This window comes from Antarctobacter sp. (assembly GCF_034670325.1).
GTDB lineage: Bacteria > Pseudomonadota > Alphaproteobacteria > Rhodobacterales > Rhodobacteraceae > Antarctobacter.
Map to the genome: position 1 here is coordinate 908,120 of NZ_JAXMNR010000001.1, position 25,463 is coordinate 933,582.

Below are 25,463 nucleotides of genomic sequence, written 5' to 3' on the forward strand. Positions count from 1 at the left end.
GATGGTCGATATTGCAACCCGGGTCTGGAACCACAAATGGAAGATCGACCCGATCGTCCGGTCCCTGATCGACACGGATTTTTACAAGCTATTGATGTGCCAGTCGGTTTTTCGCAAAAAGCGCGATACCGAAGTCACTTTCTCGCTGATCAATCGGTCCAAGCATGTGCCGCTGGCCAAGTTGATTGACGAGGGCGAGCTGCGCGAACAACTGGACCACATCCGCTCTTTGTCGCTGTCACGCGGTGAAGGGACTTGGCTGCGCGGCAACACGTTTTACGGCAAGCGTCAGATGTTCCGCCCGGACTTTATGGAGTGGTTCGAAAACCTGCGCCTGCCGCCTTACCATCTGGAACGCGTCGGCGATCAGTACGAACTGACGTTCGAAGGCAAATGGCCAGAGGTCATGCTGTGGGAAATCCCGGCCTTGGCGGTGTTGATGGAACTGCGCGGGCGCGCGGTTTTGCACGATATGGGCCGGTTTGAGCTGCAGGTGCTGTACGCGCGGGCGATGACCAAGCTGTGGCAAAAGGTCGAGCATCTGCGGCAGGTGCCAGAACTGCGGATCGCAGATTTTGGCACGCGGCGGCGGCATAGTTTTCTCTGGCAGGACTGGTGCGTTCAGGCGATGCTGGAGGGATTGGGGGACAGCTTTGTCGGGACGTCCAACTGCCTGATCGCCAAGAACCGCGATCTCGAGGCCATCGGGACAAATGCGCATGAGTTGCCAATGGTTTACGCCGCACTGGCAGAGGACGACTCGGCGCTGGCGCGGGCGCCGTATGACGTGCTGGCGGACTGGCAGGAAGAGCATGACGGCAACCTGCGGATCATCCTGCCCGACACCTATGGCACCGAAGGCTTTCTAAAACGCGCTCCAGACTGGCTGGCGGGCTGGACCGGCATCCGCATCGATTCCGGCGACCCGGCAACAGCGGCCGAAGTGGCGATCAACTGGTGGAAAAGCCGGGGTGAGGACCCTCGAAAGAAGCTGGTCATCTTTTCGGACGGACTGGATGAGAACAAGATCCTTGAGCTTTATCAGAAGTTTACGGGTCGCGTGCGGGTGTCCTTTGGCTGGGGGACATTGCTGACCAATGATTTCCGAGGTCTGACGCCGGACGACCGACTGGCACCCTTCAGCCTTGTCTGCAAGGCGATCAGCGCAAACGGACAGCCCACAGTGAAACTGTCGGACAATCCCAACAAGGCGATGGGACCGGGCGAGGAGATCGCGCGTTACAAGCGCGTTTTCGGCGTGGGTGAGCAGGAGGCGATGGAGGTCGTCGTCTGAGTCCGGGGTTGCCAACAAAAGCTGCGCAAAACAGGCGCGTAAAGTGCGGTTGAGCAAAACGGAGGCGCGGCAGTTGCGAACATAGCCGCACTTCGGGGACTTCACGGAAAACGCCCTTCGGATTGCCGGCCGCGACGGCGTCCGAGGGAGTCCTGCTGGTGGTCGGCCGCGCGATTGTCTTGGCGGAGCTGTTCTTGTCGTCGTCCAGGCAGGTCCCGACGTTATTGGTGTTCGCGTAGAACTGGCTTGTCGACAGGATACTGGCCTCGCTGACAGCGTGCTTCTATCGGCGCGAATATTTCTGAACAATTCCGACATCGCCGGAATTGTCCTGATGTTTCAGTTCCAGTCGGATTTGAACCCGTCGTTGCGCTTGAAGTTGAAACAGGACCAGCCATTTCTGGCGGCCCGGTCGACATCATTGACGCCCGGGTTGTTCAGTCCAAATCGATCGGGTCGAGGCGCCCCTCGCCCTTGGGACATAAAAACGATAGCGTGGCGGTCACTGGACGGCGGCGATAATCGCCTCCATCACCTTGGCCGCAGGCATTGGCACTACCAGCGCCACGGTTTCGGGCAGGGTCGCGACCTTGATGTCAGCGGGGTCATTCTGGACCCCGATCAGCCCGGTGCGAAACCCGTGTTCGGCCCAAGCGAGTTTCTGAATGTCGGGGTCAATCAACGCTTCTTTGAGGCGGTCGCAGGCAGGGGTCAGCGAAATCAGCGGGTGCGAGGCAAAGATCGTGGGTTCTGGATAGATCACGCGGATCTTGGTGCGGATCAGTTCTGCGTATTGCTCATTCACGCTCAGAAATTCGACCAACTGGTTTTCATAGCCGACGATTATGGGCCGCGCGCCCATGCCCTGTTTCAGAAAGTTTTCAAAGATGTCGCCCGAGGACGATTCCATATGACCCATCGCCTCGAAATAGGCCTTTACCCGGGGCAGGACGCTGGGCAGGTCGGCCTCTGTCGGGGGCGTGCCGTCGTTAAAGACGGTCGCCAGAAGGCCTGACCAGATATTGCCGGAGTTCGATTTCGCCGGGTGGGTCGAGAAGACCTTGAACGGGCCGTAGATGTTCAGGCCCAGATCTTCTTGCCAGCGGGCACCGGACGAAATCAGTTGGCCGATGGCATCGACATTGGCGGTCAGCGTGCCGTCCTTGTCACTCACCGCACCTTGCGTTTTCAGCGCCTCGGCGACCTCTTCCCAGGCGTAGAACACGATGGGCGAGTTAAAGATTGTCTCATCGCCCAAGACCGGCTTGCCGCTGTGTTTGGCCAGTTCGACCGCAACCATGGTCGATGGCCAGAGGCAGTCCTTTCCGGCGGTGCTCAAGGTTGTCACCATCTCGACCGAACCGGCCTTCGTGGCGTCTAGGTCGATGCGATAGCGGTCTTGGATGATGTCGGCCACGCGCTCATTCGCCAGTAGGGCGGATTTTTCGCCGCCAAAGTAGATCGCCACGTCAGCGCGTTGGCGCGAGGTCACGTTGCGGGTCAGCGTCGAGAAATCCACCATCGAGACGCCAACCGCAACCGCGGCTACAACTCCAAGGATTCCAAGACCAATCAGCGTGCGGTTCATCTGATCCTCCGATTCAATTGTGCGCCCAACGCGTCCACTTCGGATTCCAGCGCGGCAAGGTCATTTTCGATACAGGCACGGTCGATATCCTCGACCACCTTGTTAAATCCACGGATCTGTTCGCCAAGTGCTGCAAGGCGTTGGGCCTGATCTCCGCGCGTGCGGGTAGCAAGATTGGCGTAGGCTTCCACTGTTTGCACCACATTGGGCAGATAAGTGCTGATAAAGCGGCGGGTCAGGCGGTAGTCGTCGGGGTCACCCAGCACATTGGTGCGGATAGACCGGACGTGCGCGGCCATGCCCTGCACCGCCTCTGCGTCGATTTGGGGCAGCTTTTCGACCGTCGCCTCTAACCGGCTGGCGTGGTCCAGCAGTGCGGCACCGGCGTTTTGCATGTCGGCTGCGGACACGCGGGCACCAAGGATGATCTCATCCGCGCGTTTGCGACGCGGGATGACCAACAGCAGCGCGCCATAAACCACCGCCGCAAGGATAAGCGCCAGCCACCAAACCAGTGAGATACCAAAGAACAGCCCAAGGAAAACTGCCGCCGACATCGCCCCGGCGACTATCTGTCGGGGTCCGTCGTGAAGCCCCATCAATTGTACCCCTTCGCCGACCGCAGCGCGTTTGCGAGGTCCTCACCGGCAGTGAACAACCGCCCGACGGACATTTTGGCCAGTTCGTCGAGTTGTTCCTTGTCGGCATTGCCAAAGGCGATGGTGTGGATTGGGATGTCGCGGGTGTAGCGGGTCTGTTCCATGTGCAACAGCAGCGGTGTGCGGTTTTCCGTGTCCGAGGCGCCGTCGGTCATGGCGACAATCGCGGGCAGGAAGTCGGACAGGGTGCCGTCCTCGGAATACGGGCGCATCGCCTCGAACGCCTCGTAGATGGCGTAGTAGACATCCGTGCCGCCATCGGCCTGCAGGTTGTTGACAAAGCGCAATGCGCGTTCCGCCGCAGTGGCGTCATTGCCTTCGATCACGATGGGGGCGACGATGTTGTGGTTGAACGGTATGATGATCGTCACGTCGCGCGACGAGGGTTGTAGCAGGTTTACTGCGGCGGCGTCCGGGTCCAGCAGCAGTGCCATGGCGTCCTTGAGGTCGCGGATCGGCTCACCTCCCATCGAACCGGAGATATCCAGCACCCAGACCGTCAGGGACGGTTTGCGCAGTTCCGTCTGATAGAGGCGCAACGCTTCTGCGATGACCTCGGACGAGGGAGTGGGGATGGGCGCGATAGCGCGGTCCAAGTCGATGCCCCAGTCCGGGTTCCAGATTGCCTTGTCTGCCTTGGACGTATCCAGCCCGATCAGCCCGGCGCGGCGGCCGAGGCTGCTGAGCAGGTCCTGCGCCTCCGGCGAGTTCAGGAACTCTTGCAGATCAAGAAACTTGGCCTCCTTGTCTGCATCCCCCTTCGAGATATAGCCCAGCGGGCTGTCGGCCACCGACAGCCCGTTGGCCGGGTAGATCGCATAGAGCGGTTCCTTGCCCGCCTCGACCAGCTTTTGATTGGCCTCGATCAGCAGCGCCTCATAATTGAACATCGCGTCGAAAGAGGCAGAATTGTCGACCAGCGCCTCTACCAGCCAACCGGATGACCCCGAGGACCGGTCAACCTGCGCCAGAAGATCGCGCACGCCGTCCAGCACAGCTTCGTCGGCAAGATTGTCCATGGTCAGCACATCCGGATTGTCGGACAGCGCGTAGAGAAAACCAAAGAACGCCGAAGCGCCTGAGTTCGACTGCGTGGCAGAAGTCATCGACAGGCGGAACTTGCCTTCCTGCGCGGCCGCGTGAATATCCTGAATGGTGATGTCGTCGCGTCCGATCCAGCCCAGATCCGTGGCGATGGAGGTCCGCAGGCCCAGCACAACAGGCGACCGCAGGACGGATGCGTCATGTTTGACCACCTTTTGTGTATCGCCCAGTTCGATCCACAAAGAGTTGGCCGGCCAGACCGCGTCAAATTCGGTCTCTGTTCCCTTGGCCAGTTCGCGCGAAATGTCGACGGAGCCAAGATAGGTGATGTCGATGTCGGCCCGATTGTTGTGTGCCCATTCCCGGATCAGAGGCTCTAGCGCGCGGTTCTCAGATCCGGACACGATGTGAAGCGCAACTCGGGGGCCCAAGGCCCCGCTGTTCAGGACAAGAAGCGCGATCAGGATCACAATCAACGCAGCAAATACGGCAAACAATGTCTTCATGACACGACTCCGGAAAATATCCTTGGCGGCATGGTATCTCGCGCGGCAGGGAATGGAACCCGTTTGTGCCTTTTCTAAGCGAAGGCGCGGCGTTATGCACAGGTGGCTTCAGGAGGTCAGAATGACAGCGATCAAACCGCAGCCGGGTATCATGGACATTTCACTTTACGTGGGCGGCACGTCCCATGTGAAAGGCGTGACCAATGTGGTAAAGCTCAGCTCGAACGAGAACCCGTTCGGGCCAAGCCCCGCCGCACAAGAAGCCGTCAAGCGGTCTGTGCATGAGTTGCATCGCTATCCCTCCACCGACCACCGGGCGCTGCGCGATGCCATCGGCGAGGTCCACGGCGTCGACCCCGAGCGGGTGATTTGCGGTGTCGGGTCGGATGAGATCATTACCTTTCTCTGTCAGGCCTACGCCGGGCCGGGGACCGAGGTTCTGTATACGGAACACGGGTTTGCCATGTACCGCATCAGCGCGCAGGCCGCCGGGGCCACACCGGTCGAGGTGCGAGAGCGTGAGCGGGTCACAGACGTCGATGCGATCCTTGCGGGCTGCACCGACGCCACGCGTCTGGTGTTCATCGCGAATCCAAACAACCCCACCGGCACGATGATTGGTCTGGCCGAGATCGAGCGGCTGGCCGAGGGACTGCCGCCCCAGTGCTTGTTGGTGCTGGATGGGGCATATGCGGAATATGTCGACGGCTACGACGGTGGTGCCAAGCTGGTCGAGCATCGCGACAACGTGGTAATGACACGCACCTTTTCCAAGCTTTACGGTCTGGGCGGTTTGCGGGTCGGTTGGGGTTATGGACCGCAAGAGGTGATCGACGTGCTCAACCGGGTGCGCGGTCCGTTCAATCTGTCCGGCACCGCATTGGCGGCGGCAGAGGCGGCGGTGCGCGACACGGCCTTTGTCGAAAAATGCCGGAGTGATAACACCCGGCTGCGGGCTTGGTTGGCAGAGGCGCTGGCCGAACACGGGGTGCCGAGCGATACCTCCACGGCGAATTTCGTGTTGGCGCGTTTTGCCGATCAGGCCGAGGCCGAGGCCTGCGACCTGTATCTGCAAAGCCAGGGTCTGATCGTGCGACGGGTGGCGGGTTACAACCTGCCCAATTGCCTGCGGATCACCGTCGGGGACGAACCCTCTTGCCGTCAGGTTGCGCATTATGTGGGGTTGTTCAAGGCGGGTGCACGATGAGCGTGATTTACCCCCGTGTGGCACTGATCGGTCTGGGCCTGATTGCGTCGTCAATGTTCTGGGCGATGAAGCGCGGCGGTCTGGCCGGGCATGTGACAGGTTACGCACGATCTGAAGACACGCGCGAAACGGCGCGCCGGATCGGTCTGTGTGACGAAGTTGTCGACACGCTTGAGGCGGCTGTGGCGGGTGCCGATCTGGTGGTTCTGGCCACGCCGGTGGGGGTCATGGGCAAGGTGGCCGAAGAGATCGCGCCGCATCTGAAACCGGGGGCCACGGTCATCGACGTCGGATCGGTCAAGCGCACGGTGATTGACGAGGTCGGCCCGCATATCCCGCAAGGTGTGCATTTTGTACCCTGTCACCCGATGGCCGGGACCGAACATTCCGGGCCGGAAGCGGGGTTCGCCTCGCTCTTTGACAATCGGTGGTGCCTTGTGGTGCCGGTCGAGGGGGCCGACCCGCAAGCTGTTGCGCGGGTAGAGGCCTATTGGCAGGCCTTGGGATCGAACACAGAGGTGATGGAGCCGGAACACCATGACCTTGTCTGCGCCGTGGTCAGCCACGTGCCGCACCTGATCGCCTACACGATGGTCGGTGTCGCGGACGATCTGCGGCGGGTGTCCGATCAGGAAGTGATCAAGTTCTCAGCCGCCGGTTTCCGCGACTTCACCCGGATCGCGGCCAGTGATCCGACCATGTGGCGCGACGTATTCCTGACCAACAAGGATGCCACGATCGAGATCCTTGGACGTTTCACCGAAGAGTTGATGGCGCTGCAACGGGCCATTCGCACTGGCGATGGTGAGCAGCTTCACGCCTATTTCACCCATACGCGGGCCATACGCCGTGGCATTTTGCAGGCCGGTCAGGATACCAATGAACCGGATTTCGGTCGCGTAAAGGTAAAACGGTGAAACACCTCGCTCTTGGTCTGTGCTGTCTCCTGTTGCTTGGGTCCTGCGGGGCAAGAGAGCAGGTGTCGAACGGACTGGACAAGCTGGGCAACGCCTTTTCGAGCAGTACGGGCAAGGGCGGCGGACTTTGCGGTGATCCGGCTTTGCAGGGCGAGATTGTAGGCAATGTTCCGGGCAAACTGTCGGCCTGTGGGATCAAGGACGCGGTTCGGTTGCAGTCGATTGGCAACGTGCGCCTGACCCAGGGTGCGCTGATGGACTGCAAGACGGCGCGCGCACTAGAGGTCTGGGTTCGTGAGGGCGCGAAACCGGCGGTGGGTCGGCGCGGCGGCGGGGTGTCCGGGCTGAAGGTGGCGGCCCATTACTCTTGCCGGACGCGCAACAACCAGCCCGGCGCGCCGATTTCCGAACATGGGCGCGGCAAAGCGATCGACATTTCGGCGATCCTGCTCAAAGACGGGTCGAGCATCACGGTCGAAGATGGCTGGAGCAGGCGCAAGGACGGCAAGGCGCTGCGCCGGATGCACAAGGAGGCCTGCGGGGTCTTTGGCACGGTGCTGGGTCCGGAATCGGACCGCTTTCACCGCGATCACTTTCATTTTGACACCAAGCGGCACGGCAACGGCGCGTATTGCCGGTAAAGTGGCTGGCATAGAGACCTAAGCGGCGCGGCCTGCTGGCGGTGGTGGGTTGAAAACCCACCCTACGCGCGTGTCGGCGTTGCAGGGGGCGCTGCCCCCGCTCCTGCGGAGCCCCCCGGGATATTTTTGGACAGAAGAAACGTTAAGTGGTGTGACGGAACTGCGCGTTTGGCGCAGGTCGGCAGCGGCAACGCCCCGCGCGAGGCGTCGCCGCTTTGTTAATGCGCGTCAGGCCGTAGGTGTTTCCGGCGTGTCCGGGTTCGGCGCGTCCTCGGCCGGAGCAGGGTCATCCGTCGCGGCGGCAGGAGTGCTACTCATCAGGCCGTCGATCGTGCCGTCCATGGTCATACCCAGTTCTTCACCCAGCTTTTTCAGCGCAGGCAGTTGCACGGCCATGCCCAAGATCGAATCGAGCGCCTGATTGACCGGAGGTTTGTCGCCGACCCCGCCACTTGCGCCACCCTGCGTCCCATTGAGGCCAGAGAGGTGGTGAATGCGGATCGAGTCGATCTTTTCCGCCGGTTTGACAGCCTCGGCCAAAATCTTGGGCAATGCCTCGATCCGGGCAAGGTCGATCTTCATGGCAATAAGTCCGGCCGACAGGACGTTTTCGGCATCGGCGATGGCGCGGCGGCCTTCGGCCTCGGCGAGCAAGTCCATCTTCTTGGCTTCGGCGCGGATGGTGATGGCGTCGGCATCGGCCTGCGCCTCTTCGCGGCGGGCGCTGGCGCGGTCACTGGCGGCGTCTTTTTCGGCCTGCGCCGAAAGGCGGATACCGGTGGCAAGGCGTTCGGCCTCACGCGCCGCTTCGATCAGGGCGATTTGCTTGAGGCGTTCGGCTTCTGCCACCTCCTTGGCGGTGGTCACCGCCTCCATCGCCTTGGTCGCTTCGGCGCGGGCAAGGTCGGCGCTGGCACGGGCACGGCTTTCTTCCTCGGACTTCTGTGCGATGATGATCTGGCGGTCCTGTTCGGCCACCTCAAGCTGACGTTCCTTGGCAATTTCGGCTTCGCGGATCTTGCGCTCGCGCTCGATCTCGGCGCCGCGCACGGATTCCTCACGGGCGATGCGAGAGCGTTCGGTTTCGCGCTTGCTGTCCTCGGTGCGGGCGGCGATTTCGGCCTCCTGCGCCATGCGCATGGTCTGGATGCGCTGGATCTGTTCGATGCGGGCCTGTTCCTCGTCCTGCTCGATGGCGATCTTCTGGCGCGACGCTTCCATCTCGGCGCGGCGCACGGCGACATCTGCCTCGGCCTCGATGTTGGCGCGTTCCTTGCGGGATTTGGTGATGACCTCTGCCAGACGGCGCATACCGACGGCGTTGAAGGCGTTGTTTTCGTCCAACGCCTCAAACGGGGTCTGGTCCAGCGCGGTGAGTGACACGGATTCCAGCGAGAGACCGTTTTTGGTGAGGTCCTCCGACACTGTGTTCTGCACTTCCTGCACAAAGTCGGCGCGGTTTTCGTGCAGTTGGTCCATGGTCATCTTGGCGGCGACAGAGCGCAGGCTGTCGATCAGCTTACCCTCGATCATTTCGCGCAACTGGTCGACGTAGAATGTACGGTCGCCCAGCGTCTGGGCGGCGCGGGCGATGCCCTCTTCGGTGGGCATGACGGAGACGTAGAATTCGACCCCGACATCGACGCGCATCCGGTCCTGGGTGATCAGCGCGGCCTCACCGTTGCGCTGCACCTCCAGGCGCAGCGTCTTCATGTTGACGGGGCTGACCTCATGCAGCAGCGGGATGACGATGACACCGCCGTCCATGATGACCTTTTTGCCACCGGCACCGGTCTTGACCAGGCTGACCTCCCGCGTGGCGCGGCGGTAGAGGCGAGCCAGCACCAGCATGATCAGAACGGCGAAGGCCAGCGCGGCCACGACGATAATGAGGATGGGTGTAATATTGTCCATGTAAGTCCCCTATGGTTCGAAAATTCAGGTGAGGGCGACCAGCAGGTAGCCGGTCTCATATCGGTGGCGCAGGACCATGACCTCTGTCCCCTGCGGGATGGTCACGTCGTCGCGCAAGGGTTCGGCGCGCAGGTAGTGCATATTGCCGTACCGATCGGTGACGCGCACCTCTGCCGGGCGGCCACGGGCGGCGGTGCCTTGGGTCACGACGCCCGCGCGACGCCCAAGATGGCGCTCTGACAGGGCTTCTGTCTCCATCTTCGGCAAGAGGCGCGCAAAGAGCGTGCCGAATTGGCGGGCGAACCAGATCGCGGCGGCAGCAGCGGGCAGGGCGGGCAGCCAAGCGGGCAGCGGGCCGCCAAGGATGTTGGTGGCGACGGTCTGGATCACGAGACCCGACAGGCCAAAGGACAGCAGGATGGCCGCCAGCCAGATCAGCGCGGGCATTTTGCCAAAGCCCAACCAAGCCGCGATGCTGTCCGCCCCGTCGGGCGCGCCGTCCGGAATGTCGCCGTCAAGGTCGGGTCCGTCCAGATCCGGCTCTGCCAGTTCGAGGTCGCCGATGTCGATGTCGGTGCCGTCCAACCCCAGATCGATGCCCAGATCGCCCAGGTCGGGCATGTCAACGTCCAGATCCGGCCCGTCGATATCGACGCCGTCCGCCCCTGCGCCAAGCAGTGTGCCCCCCAGCAGTCCAAAGACAACTTCGAGTATCAAAAGCCCGAAAAGCAGGGCGAGCGCGAGGGTAAACGGGAACATCCCGTCTGACATAAGCAGTTCGAACATGCCTTCTCCGGAATTAATGTATACAAAGGTATACATACCATTTGGGGACCTCACGGTCCCGTTACAAGACCATGATGGCAAAATCGGCCGATCCTGCAACAGGATCATGACAGGCATGGACAATGGCACGGCATAGGGAAAGTCCGGAATGCCGGACTTCTTAGCGTGATTTCGGGCGGTTGCGCGACGCGTCAGAACCCCGGCGTTCCGCGTTCTTCCGGGTTGGTCGCAAGGTGCCGTGCCTTGATCTGGTCCGAGGTTTCGCGGGTGCCGTCGTGGCTCCACCCCGGCGGGGCGACGCAATACATCAGGCGGTTCCGCAGACTTAGTCCCGGTTGGGTCGCATCGCGCCAGATGCCAACCCATTCGTGAAAGGCCACGCGGATCGGGTTGAACGTGCCAATGTTGTGGACAAGGCCGTAATCAGGTTTTTCCTCGTCCAGTTCGGGCACAAAAGTCCCGAACAGTTTATCCCAGACGATAAAGACGCCAGCGTAGTTCGCGTCCAGATAGCGGGCGTTGCGCCCGTGGTGGACGCGGTGGTGGCTGGGCGTGTTCATCACCGCCTCCACCCACTTTGGCATCCGGCCAATCGTCTCTGTGTGAATCCAGAACTGGTAGATCAGGTTCAGCCCACCACAGAACAGCACCAGCGCCGGGTGAAACCCCATCAGGATCAGTGGCGCGCGCACCACCATCATAAAGGTGAACGTGTAGGTCCAAGTCTGCCGGAGCGCGGTTGTAAGATTGTAGTGCTGGGAGGAGTGGTGGTTGACGTGGCTGGCCCAGACCCAGCGGATGCGGTGACCAAATCGGTGAACCCAATAATAGCGAAGATCGTCCAGCACGAAACACAGCGCGATGACCCACCATGAGATCCCCAGATCAAGCGGCGTAAGCTCCCACAGGAACAGGAAAAAGCCCCAGGCGATGAACCCAAGCGCGATGCCGGCGGCGACGTTGCCTGCCCCCATGATCAAAGAGGTGACAGCATCGCGGGTTTCATACCGGCCACCTTTGCCGGTGATGCGGATCCACAGCAATTCGGCCAGAATGGCGGCGATGAAAAAGGGCACGGCCAGCTGCACAACATCGGGAAAGGTGATCTGGTCGCTCATGGCGCGCCGATCCTTTCTGCCCAGAGGGCGGTTTCGTCGGGGTCCAGATACAGCCGGACGGTTGGTGCGGCATAGTCGGGCAAATGCAGGGCCAGTCCGCCGTCGCGGCGTGTCACCCTTGCACCCGTCAACCTGCGCGCGGTGCTGTCAGCGCCCATTGGCCAGACAACGCCGACACCGGCATCCGTGTCGATCAGCGCCGCGCGCCCGGACCGGCAGAGGGTGACCTCGGTGATATCGGATGATGGGAACTCTCGGGTCCACGCGGTGCGCGCTGCATCTTCCGTCGTGAAACGGCGGGGTTGCGACAAACCAGTGGTGTGGATCAACAGGGCAATGGCGGCAATCCCCACAACCACCAGCCCAATGAGCACGGTTAACGGCATGTCTCCTCCTGAAAGGCCATTTTGCCCAGCAGGGCCCGACTGTCAAAAGCGACGGAGCGTCAGTCTGTCCATCAGGGCTAAGGGGATGCCGGAGCTATGGACCGACATCCGAGACCGAGCCGCGCTGAGGGGCGCATTCCGATTCGAGGGGTTGAGGTCCGTGGGCCGACGAAATGAGGCACAACAGCCGCAAGTTTCGGGGACAGTGTCGCGTCTACCGGCGAATTGTCATCACGGGAGGGGGTTTTTGGCCTGAGTTGGGCGAAAACCATTGAGGTCCGCCCCGGTTTTGCCCAGTTTCAGTCTTGTCGGTGGGGGCCGATGAACCGGAGTTTAGTGAACGTGATCGCAACGTTGTCCATCTTTTGCCTGCTGGCCTTTGCGGCCGCCACGTTGCAATCGCGCCTGTTTCGCGCGCCCGCTGTGCAACGGGTGAAGGTGGAACAAAGACCCCGGTTCGGTCAGCGGCGGTAATCGCCCGGCCAACCAGAATTACTCTCTCTCTCTCTCTCCAAAAAGACCCCGTCCGGATCTCCGGGCGGGGTTTTCTCTTTGTCCTCTTGACCTTGCGATCAGGTGCTGTCGCCGTCGATGCCCATCAGCGCATTCAGAACGGCGCGCGTGTCGTCCGAGGACCAATCCGCATCGCCGGTCAACCGACCGACTTCTTGCCCCTCGGGGTTCAGGATCAGGGTCACCGGCAGGCCCAGAACCCCCATTTGACGCGCCAGCATAGACTTGGGGTCGCGGTGCAGCGGCAGGTTGTCGACACCGATGTCGTCGAAAAAGGCCTTCATCTTTGGCGGCGGGTTGCGTGAGGTGGCGATGGTCAGAACCTCGAAATTCTCACCGCCAAGTTCCTCTTGCAAGGCAGCGAGCATTGGCATCTCCTTGCGGCAGGGCGCGCACCAAGTCGCCCAGAAGTTCAGGACTACCCATTTGCCCTGCCAGTCCGACAGGTTCAGCGGCGCGCCGTCGAAGGTCATGAAATCCGCCGTGCCAACGGCTTTGGGCTCGGCGTGGAAAACCATCTTGCGCATGTCGCCGGTGGCTGCGGCCTTGGCGGCCTCAACATCGGCGGCGACCGGATTTGCAAGCATCAATGCGGCAGTATAGAGAGCCGCAAGCGTGAGACGTTTCATATGACCTCCGAAGGACACCCAATGTCTGACAAGACCTCGAACCAGATGTGGGGCGGCCGCTTTGCCGCCGGGCCCGATGCCATCATGGAGGCAATTAATGCCTCGATTGGCTTCGACAAGCGGATGGCACCCCAAGACATTGCCGGGTCTCGTGCCCATGCCGCCATGTTGGCGGCCACGGGCATCATCACTGATAGCGATGCCGAGGCGATCAGGGAAGGATTGCTCACGGTCTTGTCAGAGATCGAAAGCGGAACCTTCGAGTTTTCGACCGCGCTGGAAGACATCCACATGAACGTGGAGGCGCGGCTGAAAGAAGTGATCGGCGAACCGGCAGGGCGTCTGCATACCGGACGTTCGCGGAATGATCAGGTCGCAACAGATTTCCGTCTTTGGGTGCGGGACCAGCTGGACGCTGCAGAGGGTGGTCTTATCGCGTTGATGCAGGCGCTGCTGGGGCAAGCCGAGGCAGGGGCCGATTGGGTCATGCCCGGCTTTACCCATCTGCAAACTGCGCAGCCGGTGACATGGGGCCATCACATGATGGCCTATGTCGAGATGTTCGGGCGTGATCTGTCCCGCGTCCGCGACGCTCGCAAACGGATGAACGAATCGCCCCTTGGTGCCGCCGCGCTGGCGGGCACCGGTTTTCCGATCGACCGCCACATGACGGCCGCTGCGCTGGGCTTTGACCAACCGATGGGCAACTCGCTGGACGCTGTCAGCGCCCGTGACTTTGCGCTGGAATTCCTGTCGGTCGCCTCGATCAGCGCCATGCACCTCAGCCGTTTTGCCGAGGAACTGGTGATCTGGTCCTCGGCCCAGTTCCGGTTTGTGACTCTGTCAGATCGCTTTTCGACCGGATCGTCGATCATGCCGCAGAAAAAGAACCCCGATGCCGCAGAACTTATCCGCGCCAAGATTGGACGGATTTTCGGAGCGAATGTCGCGCTGATGATGGTGATGAAGGGGCTGCCGCTGGCCTATTCCAAGGACATGCAGGAAGACAAGGAACAGGTGTTCGACGCCGCCGACAATTGGATGCTGGCCCTTGCCGCGATGGAGGGGATGGTGCGGGACATGACCGCCAATGTCGCCAACCTCGAAGGTGCCGCTTCTGCCGGGTTCTCGACCGCAACGGACCTTGCCGACTGGCTGGTGCGCGAAACCGGCCTGCCGTTCCGCGATGCGCACCATGTGACCGGGAGCCTTGTCGCCAAGGCTGAGGGCAAGGGGTGCGACCTGCCGGATCTGACGCTGGATGAGATGCAGGAAGTGCATGGGAATATCGACGCGTCGGTCTATGATGTTCTGGGCGTGCACAACTCTGTCCGCTCGCGGATGAGCTATGGCGGCACCGCGCCGCAGCGTGTGCGCGAACAGATTGCATCCTGGAAAGGGCGTTTGGCATGAGGCGACTTGCAATTCTCGGACTGCTCGCACTGGCGGCCTGCGGGGCGGACGGCGAGCCCGAAACGCCCGGGGGCCCGACCACGTCCGGCCCCGGCATCAGCGTCACGGTGACCGGCACCGCCGAGGTCGGGATCAAGGGCTGATGCTGCGATGGCTCTGGCTGGCGCTGGCGCTTTGGGGGGCCGTGCACCCGATGTATTACTTTGTGTCGTTCCTGGCCGGGAACGGCTGGGACATGGGCGTGATGATCGACGCCTGGTACGTCAATGACAGCACGCGGGGGTTGACCTGGGATCTGACCATCGCGGCGTTGGTGTTGACGATCTGGATCGTCGCCGAAGTCGCGGTGCGGCGGAACTGGGCTGCGCTGCTGGCGATCCCGGCCACGTTCTGCATCGGGGTCAGTTGCGGCCTGCCACTGTACCTTTGGTTTCGCTCTCACCCTGTCTAGGGCAGGCGGCGGGGTAAACCCCGCCCTACACGTGAAGTCAGGTCTTGAGCCATGCCGCAAAGGCCTCGGCGTAGTCCGGATGCCAGCGCGACAGCGGCGCGCGGTTTTCGGTGACGTCTTGCGCGGCCCATAGGATGCGTTTGGCATCGGTGGCCCGATCCACATCATTGTCCGGGCAGAGAATATAGAACTCGTCCCGTCCCAGCGCCTCCAGCAGGAAGTCAACGACCTGTTCCGGCGTCCATGCCCCTTTGGGTTTCTCTGTCCGGCCGCGCGCGGTCAGAGGGGTGTGGACCCAACCGGGGACGAACAGCCGCGCCTCTGTCCGGCTGCCGTCGATGTTGCGCAATTCGTGCTGCAACGCCTCGGTAAAGGTCTTAACCCCGGTCTTTGACACATTGTACGCGGGGTCGCCCGGCGGCGTTGTGATGCCCTGTTTCGACCCGGTGTTGATGATCAATCCGCTGCGGCCCGAGGTCGCCATATCGGGCGCGAAAATCTGGCTGCTGCGGATGATGCCCCAGAGGTTTACCGCGATGATCCGCTCCCACGTGCCATCGTCGTCGAAGATAGAACTGCCGGGCTGGATGCCCGCGTTGTTCATCACGACATCGACCGGCCCAAGCATTTCCTCGACCCGTGCCTTGAGCGCCCGAATTTGCGCAACGTCTGAGACGTCGCAGGCCACTCCAAGCGCGGCCCCGGCGTGATCCACGGCCCTGTGGAGCGTATCGCCGGGCAGGTCTGCGATGCAGACGCGCAGACCAAGTGACGCAAGCCTGCGCGCCATCTCCAGACCGATGCCGGAGGCGGCTCCGGTGATGACAGCCACGTTGCCGTGTTTGATCGCCTCGTGCATGGTGCGCCTTTCGTTTGGTTTGCGGTGCCAGAGTAGAGCGCGTTGCACGGCGTGGACAAGGGGGAGGGGGCGCTGCCCCCGTCGCCCGCTGGGCGACTCCCCCGGGATATTTTTGGACAGAAGAAATGCAAAGGGGGCTTGCTGCGACTTGGGTTTGCGCAAGAGGGGGCTGGCCCAAATTCGCGCGCTCGGCTAAAGCCGCGGTCATGGATCATTTCATCTATCAAGACGGGCAGCTCTTTGCCGAGAACGTCCCGGTGGCGGAGATCGCTGCCAACGTAGGCACGCCGTTTTACGTCTATTCGACCGCGACGCTGGTGCGCCATTTCCGGTTGTTCGATGAGGCGCTGGCCTGGGGGCCGCACCTTGTCTGTTACGCGATGAAGGCAGCGTCCAATCAGGCGATCCTGAAAACGCTTGCCGCCGAGGGCGCGGGCATGGACGTGGTGTCTGGTGGTGAATACGCGCGGGCCAAGGCGGCGGGCGTTCCGGGGGAGCGGATCGTCTTTTCCGGCGTCGGCAAGACGCGGGACGAGATCCGCAAGGTGCTGGAAGGCGGCATTCGCCAGTTCAACGTCGAAAGTGAGCCGGAGATGCGCGTCATCTCTGAGGTGGCCGCGTCGATGGGTGTTGTCGCGCCGATCACCGTGCGGGTGAACCCGGATGTGGACGCCAAGACCCATGCCAAGATCGCCACTGGCAAGTCCGAGAACAAGTTCGGTATTCCGATTGCCCGCGCCCGCGAGGTCTATGCAGAGGCCGCGGCCTTGCCGGGGCTGAAGGTGATTGGCGTCGACGTGCATATCGGATCGCAACTCACCCAGTTGGAGCCGTTTGAGCAGGCCTATCTCAAGGTTGCGGAACTAACAGAGGCGCTGCGCGCCGATGGGCATGAGATCACGCGGCTGGATCTGGGCGGCGGGTTGGGCATTCCCTATGCCCGCTCGAACGAGGCACCGCCGCTGCCGATGGATTACGGTGCGCTGATCCAGCGCACCGTTGGCCATCTGGGCTGTGAGATCGAGATTGAGCCGGGCCGCCTGATTGTCGGCAACGCCGGGTTGCTGGTCAGCGATGTCATCTACGTCAAAGAGGGCGAGGGCCGCGATTTTCTGATTCTCGACGCGGCGATGAATGACCTCATCCGTCCGGCCATGTATGATGCGCATCATGAGATTGTGCCTGTAAAAGAGGCACCCGCCGGGGCGGAGCTACACCCCTATGACATCGTCGGGCCGGTCTGCGAAAGCGGTGACACTTTTGCCAAGGGACGCCTGATGCCGCCGCTTCAGGCCGGGGAATTGGTCGCTTTCCGCTCTGCCGGGGCTTATGGTGCGGTGATGTCGAGCGAGTACAACACCCGCCCGCTGATCCCCGAGGTGCTGGTCAATGGCGATCAATTCGCGGTTATCCGCGCACGGCCGACCTTTGACGAGATCATAAATCGCGATACCATCCCGGAATGGCTGTGAGGCATCCTCCTCGCCGTCACTGATTGCGAGGAGCGATATGCCCCCCACCCGCGACCCTTCATCGGATATCTTCCGCACCCTGCGCTGGCCACTGGCGCTGACACGTCTTGGCATGGCTGCCGAACGGCTTGCGCGCAGCTTTTGGCCGTTGTGGTCCATCGTGATCTTCACGCTGGCCCTGTTGATGCTGGGGGTACAGGACGAGGTTGCGGTCGAATGGGTCTGGGCGACCGGTGCCGTGCTGGCTGCTGGTGCGCTTTGGGCGGTTTGGTACGGGGCGCGGCGGTTCCGCTGGCCCTCCCGCGGGGCGGCGATGGTGCGTCTGGACGCAACACTGAAGGGCAACCCTATTCAGGCCTCTCTGGATACGCAGGCGATTGGCGGCGGTGACGCGGCCTCGACCGCTGTGTGGCGCGCGCACCAGACCCGAATGCGCGCCCGTCTGGCCGAAGCGCGGGCGGTAGAGCCGGACCTGCGCGTCTCGCGGAACGATCCGCTGGCGTTGCGCTATGTTGCGCTTTTGGCGCTGTCGGTTGCAATTCTGTTCGGCTCGCTTGTGCGGGTGCAGTCTGTGACGGGCATGGGGGCCGGTGGCCCCGATCTGGCGCAGGGGCCTGCCTGGGAAGGCTGGATGCAGCCGCCTGCTTATACTCGGTTGCCTTCGGTCTACCTTAACGACATCACCGCCGCGTCGATCGAAGCGCCCGAGGGGGCAGAGATCACGTTGCGCATGTACGGAGAGGTCGGTGCGCTGAGCATCCGCGAAAGCGTGTCTGGCCGTGCTCTGACACCGGAAGGGGCACAGGACACGGCACAGGATTTTGCGGTTCTGCGGTCCGGTGAACTGGCGGTGGAGGGACCGGGTGGCCGCCTTTGGCAGATCGCTATGATCCCCGACGCGGCCCCGAGCGTGAAACGCGATGGTGAGATCGAGGTTAGCTATGAGGGTGAGGCGCAGATCCCCTACACCGCATCGGACGACCACGGGGTTGTGACGGGGACGGCGCGGTTTGTGCTGGATCTTGATGCTGTCGACCGCCGCTATGGCCGCACCATCGCGCCGGAACAGCGCAAGATGATTGAGGTGCCGCTGTCGATGCCGGTTGCGGGCAACCGCGCGGATTTCACCAATTCTCTGGTAGGAAATTTTTCGCTGCACCCTTGGGCGAACCTGCCGGTCAAGCTGACGCTGGAGGTGGAGGACGGCCGCGGCCAACGTGGCCTTTCGGAACCCGAGGCACTGACCATGCCGGGGCGACGGTTCTTTGACCCCGTGGCGGCAGCGCTGATCGAGCAGCGTCAATCGCTGTTGTGGAACCGTGAGAACGCCGGGATGATCGTGCAGATCTTCAAGGCGATCCTGAATGAACCCAAAGACCTGTTCCGCAAGGACGTGGAACAGTTGCGCCTGCGCACGTTGACCACGCGGATTGAGCTCTTGGCGAAATACGGCGCCATCACCGACGAAAAGCAGGACGAGTTGGCGCAGGCCATGTGGGAACTTGCCCTGTCGATGGAAGAGGGTGACCTTCAGGATGCGCTGGAACGCCTGCAACGGGCGCGTGAGCGTCTGGAAGAGGCGATGAAGAACGGCGCTTCGGATCAGGAAATCGCCGAACTGATGCAGGAACTGCGCGAGGCGACGGACGACTACATGCGGCAATTGAGCCGTCAGCAGGCGCAGGACAATCCCGAGGGTCAGCGGATGGACCCGCAGAACATGATCCAGATGTCACAGGATGATATCCAGCGGATGATGGACAAGATTCAGGAATTGATGGAGCAGGGTCGCATGGCCGAGGCGCAGGAAGCGATGCGCCAGCTTCAGGAAATGCTGGACAATATGCAGATGACCCAAGGGCCGGGTGGCGGCGGTCAGTCTCCGGGCGAACAGGCGATGGAAGGTCTGGCCGACACTCTGCGTGAGCAGCAGGAGCTGTCGGACGAGTCGTTCCGCGATCTCAATGACGGCCAGCGCGGTCAGGGCCAACGTCCGCCGCCGGGACAGGGCCAGCCCGGTCCGCAGGGGCGTCAACCCGGGCAGGGACAAGAGGGGCGTGATCCGGGACAGGGCGACGGCGGTGATCTGGCAGGCGATCTTGCCGAACGCCAGCGGGCCTTGCGCGACGAGTTGAACCGCCAGCGACAGGCGCTGCCCGGACAGGGAACAGAGGCCGGTGAACGCGCCGCCGAGGCGCTGGAGCGGGCTGACGGTGCCATGGACGGGGCCGAGCGCGCGCTGCGGGATGGTGATCTGGCCGAAGCGATCGACCGGCAGTCGAGCGCGATGGAGGCCCTGCGCGAGGGCATGCGTAATCTGGGAGAAGCGCTGGCCGAACAGCAGCAGCAACGCACCGGCGAGCAGGGCTTTGCCCAAGGCGGCGATCCGGCACAGCAACGCGATCCTCTGGGCCGCAACTCTGGCAACACAGGCCGGGTCGGTACGGATGAGGGGCTGTTGCAAGGGCAGGACGTCTATCGTCGGGCCGAAGAACTGCTGGGTGAATTGCGCAAACGCTCTGGCGAGTTGGATCGTCCCGAGGAAGAGCGCAACTATCTGGATCGTCTGTTGGAGCGGTTCTGATCCAGTAGAGCGCTGACGCGCGCAGGGTGTCTCGGGTCCGGCCTTTGGCCGGTCCCTCGGGATGCCTCCGGCAGGAGTATTTTTGCAAAGGAGAAACCGCAGTGAAGGCGTGGGCCGTTTGTGACGTTATTCGGGATCGACTTTGCCACGTGTCGACTTGATCTCGCCCCGTTGCTTTTTGGCATCAAGACGACGGCGTTTCGACCCGAGGGTGGGTTTGGTCGGAATCCGGCGTTTGGGTTTTTCGGTCGCCTTTTGCACAAGCTCGGCAAGACGCTGGCGGGCAATCTCTCTGTTGCGGGCCTGACTGCGTGTATCTTCGACCTGGATTACCAGAGCGCCCTCTTTGGTCCAGCGCCGCCCGGCCAGCTTGCGCAGGCGGGTCTTGACGGCGGGGGGCAGGTTCGGAGACCGCTCTGCCTCGAACCGCAGTTCGACCGCCGTGGACACCTTGTTCACGTTCTGCCCGCCGGGGCCGGAGGCGCGGATGAACTGTTCCGTCAGTTCCCAGTCCTCGATGGTGATATGATCGGTGACGCGCAGCATGATGTTTATGTAGGGCAAAAGAAAAAGGGCCGCCAGATCAGCGGCCCTTCGAGAATACGGAGGCGGGACCGGTTAGGCACTGCCAATTCGGGGGGTTGTCACCCCAGGGGCTGCCCTAGGGCGCAATCTCCCGAACTGTTCCGACACCTCTCTCCAATGCTTCTCTCGACACTGGATCACCTCCTTTCAGCTGTTGAAAACGCAAGATGATGGTGGCACGGGTATCGCCGACCACAAAGTCTTTTTTGCGTATCAAGCCGATTTCTGTTCCGGGCGTGCCCAGGAAACGATCAGACGGAAAGGGATGAGGGCGAGCAGGGCGAGGCTTAGCTTGACCATCCAGTCGGCCGCGGCGAGTGACATCCACAGCGGTGCTTCGGGGCCGGAGCCCAGGAACGGAAGGATTTCGTTGGCCCAGCTGACATCATTTGCGGGCTCTATCCAGTTGAGCCCTGCCGAAAAGGCGATGGTGAAGAACAGCGCCGTGTCCAGTGTCGAACCGACCAGCGTTGAGGCAAGCGGCGCGCGCCACCAGTGCCCTTTCCGAAGCCGGTCAAAGATCGCCACGTCCATCAGTTGCGCTGTCAGGAAGGCCAGACCAGAGCCGATGGCGATCCGCAGCGTCACCGCGGGATAGGTGTACCCGTCGCCCTGCAACATGATCTGCGTGCCAATCAGCGAGCAGACGACGCCGACGACAAAGCCGGCAAAGACCACCTGTCGCGCCGGGCCGGGGCCATAGATGCGGTTCATCAGGTCGGTGACGAGAAAGGCCAGTGGATACGTGAACGCCCCCCATGTCAGCCATTGGCCAAACAGGAACTGGACGAGGATGTTGGACGCCAGAACGATGGCGGCCATGGCAAGAATGCCGGGAATATGTGCGCGTGTCATGTGTGACCCGTTTTTGACAAGGTTGCGGGGACTTGATCCGGTTTTCCGGATTGGGCGCACATAAGGCCGGCCTTATGAGGCGTCAAGCGATTTTCACGGTCATTCCGTCACGCGGTATTCGACAAACTCGCTGCGTTGAAAGCTCTGAAAGTTGTCGTCTGACACCATGGTCAGCCGTATTGCGCCCGCCGTGTCGCGCCAGACAGCGATGCCTTCAAGATTGCCGTGTTTGAGACCGGAGGCTTCCAGCAGGACCTCTTCGGACAGGACGCGATCCTCGCCGAAGTTGAACCGTCTTACGCGTGAGCGAAAGGACATGCCGGTGAATTCCCGTTCCAGCAGGTAAAATAAACCATCGGGTCCAAAGTCCGCCCCCACGGGAAGAAAACCACCCCGGCGCGGCACCGAAAAGATCTCTTGCCATTGCCCGCTGTCATAGCGCCAGACTGGGAAGGGGCGGGTTATTTGGCCCGACCGTTCCGGCAGGGTAAACAGCCTCCCCCGTCCGTCGATGGCGAGTGCCTCCAACCCACTGTTGCCTTCGAACGTATTAAACGCGCGCGGGCTGTCCAGCGGATGTGGGTTGTTTGGTCCGTCGTAGGCCCAGACCCGGTGCCAGCCCTCGAAAGAAATATAGATCCGACCGTCGGAGCCCAGAGCCAACCCCTCGGAATCGGCACGTTCGTCCTTGAGCAGCGCGCCAGAGTCGTCCCGAAGTCGTTGTGACGCGCTTTGTTCTATCCGCACAAGCCGCGTCCCTTCGCGGATAAACTGTCCTTCGATAAGTCCGGCCCGGTCGGACAGGGCGAGGAACTGGCGTCCGTCTTCGCTGATCTCCAGCCCTGAAAAGCCGCCTGAATGGTGCGCTTGCGCAGGCCAGTCCAGACGACCCACAAACTCTACCTTGTTGCCAGATTGCGCTGTGCAGCCTGCCAGATAAAGAAGCAAGGCGCACCCGCCAAGGACCGCCCGCAGGCGGTGGTACAGAGGCAACATCATGCGAAGATCAGTTCGCGGACAAAACGTCGGCGCATTGGCGCGGCAGATCGCCCAGCGTCAACTCTCGCTTTGGCGGCGAGGGTTTGGCGTTGGGGTCGGGCGGCGGCGGGTTGAGGATACGGTCAACCCAGCCTTGGGCCTCTTTGCAGCCGTCGCCCGGAGGCGGGGCGGCCTGATCGACGCAGCCAGTCGCGCCTTTGGGACAGCTGAGGCGCACATGAAAGTGATAGTGGTGCCCCCACCACGGCCGCACCTTGCGCAGCCACGACTTGTCGCCCTTTTCGTCGTTGCACATCTGAACCTTGGCACCGGGAAAGATAAAGATCCGCGCCACGCGTGGGTCGCTGGCGGCGGCCTTGAGGATCTCATGGTGCTGCTTGGTCCATTTGTTGTTCGTGTAGGCCCCGGAGGCACGGCGCATCGAGATGGACGAGATGTTCTCACGTGCCTTGACCGACAGGTTCAGGTCGTCGGCGGGCAGCATCCAGATGTCGGCGTCCAGCCCGATCTGATGGCTGGCATGGCCGGTCAGCATCGGACCGCCGCGTGGTTGGCTGAAATCGCCAAGGTAAAGACCGCTCCAGCCGGGCTGCGCGGCGGCCTTGCGGCTGAGGTCTTGCACATAGTCGATCAGTTCAGGGTGGCCCCAGTTACGGTTGCGCGACAGGCGCATGGCCTGCCATGTCGGGCCGGTTTCCGGCAATTGCACGCCCCCAGCGAGGCAACCCTTGGCATAGCCTCCGAAAGGGGCCGCTGCCTGCGGCGAGGCCTGCGCCTTGGCGCCGAACAGTTGTTTGGCCTGTTTCGAAGACAGCACCGGGTCCAGCGGACGAGCCGGGGTGCGGTCACCGGAAATATCGCGTCCTCCGCCACCACAGGCGGCCAAGGCAAGGACAAGGGAAATGGCGGTCACAAAACGGATCATTCGGGTCTTTCTCCCTCGGGATTTACCCAGACTAGCAGAACGAGGCCCAACAGGAAAAGCCCGATCACGGGGAGAAAGCCCAACTGGTTGGATTGGGTGGTGTAGGTAAAGACAGTGATCATTGCGGGGGCCAGAAAGGCGGTGGCTTTGCCTGCCAGCGCAAACAGGCCGAACCCTTCTGCCGGGCGCAGCGGGTCGCAGTGGCGTACCATCATCGACCTTGAGGCAGAGTACAGCGCGCCGCCCGCGCCGCCGATGGCTGCACCGCAGATGTAAAAAATCACATCCGGAACAGCAGAGCCTTCAGCCAAGGGTATCCCGAACAGGCTTTCGCGTGACATGCCCACGATGACCGATCCCACCAGTATCAAGAGCCAGATGCAGATGCGGATCACTGGCTTGGGTCCAAACCGTTGATCTGCCAACCCGCCCGCCCAAGACAGGATTGCGGCGGAGATGGCCGCGACAATGCCGAACACGCCGATCTGGATGACCTGCCAGTCCAGAACCAGCGTCGCGTAGATACCGCCATAGGCATAAAGCGCCGTCAGCGCATCGCGATAAAACAGCGATGACAGCAGAAAGCTACGACAGGATTTGCGATGCCAGACGTTGCCGATGTAGTCGCGCAGGTCCAACAGAACACGGCGCACGCTTTCCGGGGTCTTGCGTTCCAGCGGGTCGTCCCGGTTCCACATGAAAAAGGGGATCAGGAAAATCGCAAACCACAGGCCGATAAATGGCCCGACAAAGCGCGTTCCTTCGCGCGATTCCGGGTCAAGGCCAAAGGCGGGGGACAGTCCGATCAGCGTCTTGCCCGTCTCGTTTTCGGCAAAAAACAGCAGCATGAGGAACAGCGACAGCACCCCGCCCCAATAGCCAAAGGCGGTGGCGGTGCCAGAGATGCGCCCAACCTCCTCTGGCGTGCCGAGGCTGGGCAGGATTGCGTTGTTCAGGTTGAAGGCGGATTCGCTGGCAACAAACCCCAGCCAGAAAAGCGCCAGCACGAAATAAAGCCCGGTGCCGTCCGGCTTTAGCATCCACAATGAAAAAGCGGCGGCGATGGCGATTCCGGTGAACAGCCAGAACCACGGGCGTTTGCGTCCAGTTGCATCGGCCCAGGCCCCCAGCAGAGGCGCAGAAAAGGCGATCGCGAGCCCGGCAATTGTCTGGGCCGAGGACCAAAGGCTTTGCGCGCCCGCTTTGGCGGCGTCGCTTCCAGCCCCTTGGGCAAGGAAGTACTCGGCGGCGACGGCGGCGAAATAGGGGCTGAAGATAAAGGTCAGGCCAAGGGTGGCATAGGGCTGTTGTGCCCAGTCGAAGAACATCCAACCCCAGATGCGTTGTTTTTTCGTTGGATGTGCCATGGCTGCCCCCTGCCCAATGCCGCGATAGAACCTATCGCGGCATGGCGTTGCAAGGGGCCTTGCGCAAGGGACAGCTGTGAGCCGGTCCGTGTTGCGGGCTTATGCGGCGTCTTTGACCTGCGCGGCGGCGATCAGGTCGGGCGCATTGAGGGTTTGCGGGGGCCACGGGCGGGCGTCTTCGGCCTCGATCCATTTGAGCACCCAGTCCGGCAGCGGCGGGCTGTCGGCGGGCGCGCCAAGCGCCGTGGTCGACCGATCCGTGGTCACGATGCCGTTGGCGTCGGTCAATGCGGTCCGATAGACTGCATGGCTGGCGCAGTCGCCGTTTGCCTTCCACATTGATTGATCAATGTAGATGAATCGCTTGTCCCAACCCAGCAGGCGCGAGTGCATCTTTATTTTGTCGAACAGCCGCACACGCCGCCGGTAACGCACGACCGATCCCGCGACGGTCAAGCCCCAGCGTTCACGCTGGAGCACGTCGAACAGTCCGGTTCGATACCCCAGCGGGATGCGCCCGAGGTCATAGATCGTCAGCGTGCGCCCGTTGTTCAGCTCCATCCACAGGTCAAGATCCCAAGGCATGCAGAGATGGGTCGAGACATGTGTTTCCAAGAGGCCAAGCCGCGGGGCGCGACGGGCAAGATGGCTTTGCCAGAAGAGGCGCAGGAAGGGATACATGGGCAGACTCCTTTGTGTCCTTGTTGCTGCGCTGCGGCGGGCGCGTCAATCAAGACCTCGCGGCACACTT

25 protein-coding genes are annotated in these 25,463 nt (G+C 62.0%); 10 read left to right on the top strand and 15 right to left on the bottom strand.

What is annotated here, in order from left to right; genetic code table 11:
- The first annotated feature begins 1 nt into the window (after window position 1).
- Entirely contained in the window at window positions 2-1,294 is a 1,293-nt protein-coding gene (gene pncB, locus VOI21_RS04380; protein ID WP_323768059.1) for a nicotinate phosphoribosyltransferase, read from the top strand.
- Window positions 1,295-1,796: 502 nt separating this feature from the next.
- Here the strand turns inward: pncB and VOI21_RS04385 are convergent.
- Genes VOI21_RS04385 through VOI21_RS04395 form a run of 3 tightly spaced genes read right to left on the bottom strand, consistent with a single transcriptional unit; the run spans window position 1,797 to window position 5,091 of the window.
- Window positions 1,797-2,882: a hypothetical protein gene (locus VOI21_RS04385; protein WP_323768061.1), complete on the bottom strand. Its 1,086-nt coding sequence runs from the start codon at window positions 2,880-2,882 to the stop codon at window positions 1,797-1,799.
- Window positions 2,879-3,481: a 5-bromo-4-chloroindolyl phosphate hydrolysis family protein gene (locus VOI21_RS04390; protein ID WP_323768062.1), complete on the bottom strand. Its 603-nt coding sequence runs from the start codon at window positions 3,479-3,481 to the stop codon at window positions 2,879-2,881. Before VOI21_RS04390 ends, VOI21_RS04385 begins: the two co-directional genes overlap by 4 nt.
- Window positions 3,481-5,091, bottom strand: a complete 1,611-nt coding sequence (locus VOI21_RS04395) for a substrate-binding domain-containing protein (RefSeq protein ID WP_323768064.1) — start codon at window positions 5,089-5,091, stop codon at window positions 3,481-3,483. Before VOI21_RS04395 ends, VOI21_RS04390 begins: the two co-directional genes overlap by 1 nt.
- A gap of 121 nt (window positions 5,092-5,212) precedes the next feature.
- On the opposite strand from VOI21_RS04395, the gene hisC reads away from it, so the two are divergent.
- The 3 genes from hisC (at window position 5,213) to VOI21_RS04410 (ending at window position 7,856) form a co-directional block, all read left to right on the top strand.
- Window positions 5,213-6,298 carry a histidinol-phosphate transaminase gene (gene hisC / locus VOI21_RS04400; RefSeq protein ID WP_323768067.1) on the top strand — a complete coding sequence of 362 codons (1,086 nt, stop codon included), beginning with the start codon at window positions 5,213-5,215 and terminating at the stop codon, window positions 6,296-6,298.
- Window positions 6,295-7,215, top strand: coding sequence for a prephenate/arogenate dehydrogenase family protein (locus VOI21_RS04405; protein WP_323768069.1), 921 nt, complete (start codon window positions 6,295-6,297; stop codon window positions 7,213-7,215). Before hisC ends, VOI21_RS04405 begins: the two co-directional genes overlap by 4 nt.
- Window positions 7,216-7,277: 62 nt before the next feature.
- The gene (locus VOI21_RS04410; protein ID WP_323768071.1) at window positions 7,278-7,856 is read left to right on the top strand and encodes an extensin family protein; all 579 of its coding nucleotides are present in this window, start codon (window positions 7,278-7,280) and stop codon (window positions 7,854-7,856) included.
- 228 nt (window positions 7,857-8,084) lie between these two features.
- On the opposite strand, the gene VOI21_RS04415 is transcribed toward VOI21_RS04410, so the two are convergent.
- The 4 genes from VOI21_RS04415 to VOI21_RS04430 all read right to left on the bottom strand — a co-directional run bounded on the left by VOI21_RS04415 (window position 8,085) and on the right by VOI21_RS04430 (window position 12,060).
- On the bottom strand, window positions 8,085-9,770 hold the full coding sequence (locus tag VOI21_RS04415; protein ID WP_323768073.1) for a flotillin family protein: 1,686 nt from the start codon (window positions 9,768-9,770) through the stop codon (window positions 8,085-8,087).
- Window positions 9,771-9,794: 24 nt separating this feature from the next.
- Entirely contained in the window at window positions 9,795-10,556 is a 762-nt protein-coding gene (locus tag VOI21_RS04420; RefSeq protein ID WP_323768075.1) for an OB-fold-containig protein, read from the bottom strand.
- Window positions 10,557-10,747: 191 nt separating this feature from the next.
- Complete coding sequence (locus tag VOI21_RS04425; RefSeq protein WP_323768077.1) at window positions 10,748-11,674, bottom strand: sterol desaturase family protein; 927 nt, start codon at window positions 11,672-11,674, stop codon at window positions 10,748-10,750.
- Window positions 11,671-12,060 (bottom strand): hypothetical protein, encoded by a 390-nt coding sequence (locus VOI21_RS04430; protein ID WP_323768079.1) that lies wholly within the window; start codon window positions 12,058-12,060, stop codon window positions 11,671-11,673. Before VOI21_RS04430 ends, VOI21_RS04425 begins: the two co-directional genes overlap by 4 nt.
- Window positions 12,061-12,381: 321 nt before the next feature.
- Here VOI21_RS04430 and VOI21_RS04435 point away from each other — a divergent pair, with 321 nt between their 5' ends.
- Window positions 12,382-12,534: a hypothetical protein gene (locus tag VOI21_RS04435; protein ID WP_323768081.1), complete on the top strand. Its 153-nt coding sequence runs from the start codon at window positions 12,382-12,384 to the stop codon at window positions 12,532-12,534.
- A gap of 98 nt (window positions 12,535-12,632) precedes the next feature.
- Here the strand turns inward: VOI21_RS04435 and VOI21_RS04440 are convergent, their stop codons facing one another.
- Window positions 12,633-13,202: a TlpA disulfide reductase family protein gene (locus tag VOI21_RS04440; RefSeq protein ID WP_323768082.1), complete on the bottom strand. Its 570-nt coding sequence runs from the start codon at window positions 13,200-13,202 to the stop codon at window positions 12,633-12,635.
- Window positions 13,203-13,223: 21 nt separating this feature from the next.
- Between VOI21_RS04440 and argH the strand changes: the two genes are divergently transcribed.
- The 3 genes from argH to VOI21_RS04455 are packed head-to-tail and all read left to right on the top strand — an operon-like array spanning window position 13,224 to window position 15,066.
- The gene (gene argH / locus VOI21_RS04445) at window positions 13,224-14,615 is read left to right on the top strand and encodes an argininosuccinate lyase (RefSeq protein WP_323768084.1); all 1,392 of its coding nucleotides are present in this window, start codon (window positions 13,224-13,226) and stop codon (window positions 14,613-14,615) included.
- Window positions 14,612-14,758: an argininosuccinate lyase gene (locus VOI21_RS04450; RefSeq protein WP_323768086.1), complete on the top strand. Its 147-nt coding sequence runs from the start codon at window positions 14,612-14,614 to the stop codon at window positions 14,756-14,758. The genes argH and VOI21_RS04450 overlap by 4 nt, the downstream gene beginning before the upstream one ends.
- Complete coding sequence (locus tag VOI21_RS04455) at window positions 14,758-15,066, top strand: DUF2834 domain-containing protein (protein ID WP_323768088.1); 309 nt, start codon at window positions 14,758-14,760, stop codon at window positions 15,064-15,066. The genes VOI21_RS04450 and VOI21_RS04455 overlap by 1 nt, the downstream gene beginning before the upstream one ends.
- Before the next feature lie 37 nt (window positions 15,067-15,103).
- Here VOI21_RS04455 and VOI21_RS04460 read toward each other — a convergent pair whose 3' ends face one another.
- Window positions 15,104-15,925 carry an SDR family NAD(P)-dependent oxidoreductase gene (locus tag VOI21_RS04460; protein ID WP_323768090.1) on the bottom strand — a complete coding sequence of 274 codons (822 nt, stop codon included), beginning with the start codon at window positions 15,923-15,925 and terminating at the stop codon, window positions 15,104-15,106.
- A 206-nt stretch (window positions 15,926-16,131) separates the two neighbouring features.
- Here VOI21_RS04460 and lysA point away from each other — a divergent pair, with 206 nt between their 5' ends.
- Entirely contained in the window at window positions 16,132-17,397 is a 1,266-nt protein-coding gene (lysA, locus tag VOI21_RS04465; protein WP_323768091.1) for a diaminopimelate decarboxylase, read from the top strand.
- A gap of 37 nt (window positions 17,398-17,434) precedes the next feature.
- The gene (locus VOI21_RS04470) at window positions 17,435-19,981 is read left to right on the top strand and encodes a DUF4175 domain-containing protein (RefSeq protein ID WP_323768093.1); all 2,547 of its coding nucleotides are present in this window, start codon (window positions 17,435-17,437) and stop codon (window positions 19,979-19,981) included.
- 126 nt (window positions 19,982-20,107) lie between these two features.
- Here VOI21_RS04470 and arfB read toward each other — a convergent pair whose 3' ends face one another.
- From arfB to VOI21_RS04500, 6 genes are all read right to left on the bottom strand, one after another.
- Entirely contained in the window at window positions 20,108-20,527 is a 420-nt protein-coding gene (arfB, locus tag VOI21_RS04475) for an alternative ribosome rescue aminoacyl-tRNA hydrolase ArfB (RefSeq protein WP_323768095.1), read from the bottom strand.
- A 252-nt stretch (window positions 20,528-20,779) separates the two neighbouring features.
- Entirely contained in the window at window positions 20,780-21,421 is a 642-nt protein-coding gene (locus VOI21_RS04480) for a queuosine precursor transporter (protein WP_323768097.1), read from the bottom strand.
- A 99-nt stretch (window positions 21,422-21,520) separates the two neighbouring features.
- Entirely contained in the window at window positions 21,521-22,420 is a 900-nt protein-coding gene (locus VOI21_RS04485) for an esterase-like activity of phytase family protein (RefSeq protein ID WP_323768099.1), read from the bottom strand.
- A gap of 7 nt (window positions 22,421-22,427) precedes the next feature.
- The gene (mepA, locus tag VOI21_RS04490; RefSeq protein WP_323768101.1) at window positions 22,428-23,345 is read right to left on the bottom strand and encodes a penicillin-insensitive murein endopeptidase; all 918 of its coding nucleotides are present in this window, start codon (window positions 23,343-23,345) and stop codon (window positions 22,428-22,430) included.
- On the bottom strand, window positions 23,342-24,712 hold the full coding sequence (locus VOI21_RS04495) for an MFS transporter (RefSeq protein ID WP_323768103.1): 1,371 nt from the start codon (window positions 24,710-24,712) through the stop codon (window positions 23,342-23,344). Before VOI21_RS04495 ends, mepA begins: the two co-directional genes overlap by 4 nt.
- Before the next feature lie 99 nt (window positions 24,713-24,811).
- Window positions 24,812-25,393 carry an acyl-CoA thioesterase gene (locus VOI21_RS04500; protein ID WP_323768105.1) on the bottom strand — a complete coding sequence of 194 codons (582 nt, stop codon included), beginning with the start codon at window positions 25,391-25,393 and terminating at the stop codon, window positions 24,812-24,814.
- Window positions 25,394-25,463 lie beyond the last annotated feature (70 nt).